This is a genomic window from Sulfurimonas sp., assembly GCF_026988655.1.
GTDB lineage: Bacteria > Campylobacterota > Campylobacteria > Campylobacterales > Sulfurimonadaceae > Sulfurimonas.
The window spans coordinates 1-3,038 of sequence record NZ_JALSKT010000022.1 but is presented as its reverse complement, the minus strand read 5'-3'; the positions used below and the strand labels follow the sequence as shown (position 1 = coordinate 3,038).

Sequence of the window (3,038 nt, the reverse complement as noted above, 5' to 3'; positions counted from 1 at the left end):
CTTTGCAGCGAGTTTAAGCTTTTATACTATATTTACCATTATTCCTCTTTTGCTTATCATTATGGCTATTCTTACCTCTTTACCCTCTTTTGCAGACTATTATGAAAAGATTCAAGGTTTTATATTTTCCAACCTTATGCCGGTAAACTCAGATACTGTGATGATTCAAATCAATGGATTTTTACAAAATTCATCTAAAATGGGAGCGATTGGTTTTGCTGCGATTTTGGTCTCTTCAATGCTGTTTTTTAAAAACTTTGAGTATATCGCAAACAAAATCTTTCATGCAAAACCCAGAACCATTTGGGAGAGCATTACAACATACTGGACACTGCTCACACTTACGCCTATTGCTTTAGGTGTTTCGTTTTATATCACAGGCTACATCGCAACACTGATGGCTTCAAATACTTTAACAGAGGGTTTAGATGTCCTCCCTCTTGTGCCTTACATAATAATCTGGGGACTTTTTTTCCTGATCTTCCAAATCGCTGCAAACACGAAAATAAATCCCAAAGCGTCTGCAATCAGCTCTCTTATCATCTCTGTTGTATTTAGTGTGAGTAAAAATGCTTTTATCTATTATGTATTTTTAAATAAATCTTACACAACAATGTATGGTTCGTTTGCTATATTGATGTTTTTGTTTTTATGGATATATGTTTCTTGGATTATCTTTATCTATGGCTTAAAACTATGCTACATTATAGATAGAATATATAAAAATCAAGAAAGTGTACAAAAGCAAAACATAGAGAAACCTTCGACTGAAAATAGCGATAAAAGAGAGTAATACCTCAATAATTAGATAGCTAAACGCAGTAGTATGATTTACTGCGTTTAGGTTTATCTCCACGAGCTTTTGAACCAATCCATCAAGTAAACTTCCATGAGAGATAAGATGCAAGAACATTTCAAGCGGATAAAATAGGGTAAAAAGCGTTGTCCAAAGTATGGAAAGCGGATGATAAAGGCTAAAGTTTCCAAATATTGCCAAAGAGTAGGGTAACATCATCAAATAAACCCAAAAAGGCAAGAGTATAAACTGCTTGACTTTACTGTAATGTTTAAAATGTATCAAAAATAAGAAAATATAAAAAACACCGCTGACACTGAGCCAAAAACCTATACTGAAGATGAGTTTAGGAAAAAGCGCAAGGAGGAAAACCACTGTGATGAGAAGCGTCTGCATTGAGATGATTTTTATCCCTCTTGCATATAAAATATAGGCTATAACTAACATAGCATAAGCACGGAGTAATGAAGGTGGAAAATCTAGAAAAAGAAGATAGCTAAAAAGTATAAGAGCGATGATGATAAAGGTGTCCTTGGTGTAACTTCTGTATGGAAAATATCTATTTTGTAAAAACTTGTAGGGGTATTTGATAAGAAAAAAGAGTATGGCACTGAGTACACCGAGATGAAAACCACTGATGGCAATAAGATGAGAAATGCCGAGATTTGAGAAAGTTTTTTGGAGTTGTGGGTTGAGAGGTTTGGCTAAAAAAAGTGCTTGGTAGAGGTTTGACATATTTGCATCTTGATGTTGACTGCTTATAAACGCAGTGGCATCACTCATAAGCGTAGGCTTGTCGTATATTTGTAGAATCTTACTAAAAGCAAAAAAATTTCGTAGATACTCATAAAAAGTAATCTTTCCTGCCCAAATTTCAAGCTGAATATTTTTGTTTTGTAGGTTTTGAAGTTTTTTCTTTGCAGTGGTATAAAATGTAAAACCATCATCACTTTTAAGCTTTAAAACTTGGTAAGTTTTTGTTTTTCCTTTTTTTGTTAGCTTTGTTTTTGTGTATTGTTTGAGTACTACTGCGTTTACGAGTTGTGAATCAAATTTTGTAAGTTCAGTGTATTTGTAATATTGGTAAGAGATGGAAAATAGGAAAATAGTAAACGCAGTAAAAAGAAAAGAGAAGATGTCTTTTTTCGTTTGAAAAAGAGTCACTTCTTCTATAAGTTTCATACCTTAAATCTGCGGCATATTAACTTGTGGCGTACCCATGTCAATGTTTGCCGATGAGGTATCAACATTTTCATACACGGTTTCTACTCCTTGAGAAAAGCTAGGTGCATCAACAAAGCGTGTAAGTTTTTTCTGAAAGATAAGCTTCACATGGCCAGTCGGTCCATTCCTCTGTTTTCCGATGATGATCTCAGCATCTTCTTCTTCTTTTTCAACATAAGTCGAAGTAAACTCTTTTCCTTCGGCTTTAGCAGCTTTTTCACGCTCTTTTTCTTCCTTATAAAGGTAAACATCATCACGATAAACAAAAAGAATAATGTCGGCATCTTGCTCAATAGAACCAGACTCACGAATATCGCTTAGCATTGGGCGTTTATCATTACGGGATTCGAGTCCACGGTTTAGCTGAGAGAGCGCGACTATAGGCATCTCAAGCTCACGTGCTAGCATTTTGAGTCCACGAGAGATCTCAGAGACTTGTAAGTGTCTATCTTGATTGCCGACCCCTGACATGATTTGTAGGTAGTCAATAACGGCTATCTCAATCTCAGGATGTTGGTTTTTCAACTTTCTGAGTTTACTTCTGAGCTGATTGATATTGACACTTCCTTGATCATCAACAAAAAGTTTTGCAGAGTTCATTCTGTCAATGGCACCGTTGAGGTTTGACCACTGATCATCATTCATATCCCCAACGCGGAGCTTTTGAAGGGGTATAGAAGTTTGGATGGAAAGTAAACGCAGCATCAACTGCTCAGCTGGCATTTCAAGAGAAAAGAAGGCAACACCTTTGCCTTGCATGATGAGAGAGTTTACTGTGTTGAGGATAAATGATGTATTGTGTGTGACAGTCATATCTTCAAGTAAAAAGAGGTGGTTGCCATCTATTGTAAATCCATAATACTCATCAACTTTATCATATTCTACTTGTATACCGGTATGTAAATGCTCACGTTTTGAGAGAAGTTTTCGTGCCTTTTTGCGAGCAATTTTTGTAGGAATTTTATCTAAATGCCCAACTATGCGAACTCTATAAACATCACATTCATAGTTGATTTTT

The 3,038-nt window shown here is 35.6% G+C and carries 3 protein-coding genes; 1 reads left to right on the top strand and 2 read right to left on the bottom strand.

The genetic code is table 11. The features are described 5' to 3' along the window. Window positions 1-793, top strand: a 793-nt coding sequence (locus MV052_RS02570; RefSeq protein ID WP_297440683.1) for a YihY family inner membrane protein, incomplete at its 5' end; no start/stop codon positions are given. On the opposite strand, the gene MV052_RS02565 is transcribed toward MV052_RS02570, so the two are convergent. Both MV052_RS02565 and MV052_RS02560 read right to left on the bottom strand, forming a co-directional pair. Then, window positions 695-1,978 (bottom strand): ComEC/Rec2 family competence protein, encoded by a 1,284-nt coding sequence (locus MV052_RS02565; RefSeq protein ID WP_297440680.1) that lies wholly within the window; start codon window positions 1,976-1,978, stop codon window positions 695-697. The genes MV052_RS02570 and MV052_RS02565 overlap by 99 nt on opposite strands. Window positions 1,979-1,981: 3 nt before the next feature. Further along, window positions 1,982-3,038: DnaB-like helicase C-terminal domain-containing protein (locus MV052_RS02560; RefSeq protein ID WP_297440679.1), on the bottom strand; the 1,057-nt coding region annotated here is incomplete at its 5' end.

Excerpts from the sequence above, each read along its gene's own strand:
- MV052_RS02565 (WP_297440680.1), bottom strand. The coding sequence starts at position 1,978 with ATGAAACTTATAGAAGAAGTGACTCTTTTTCAAACGAAAAAAGACATC.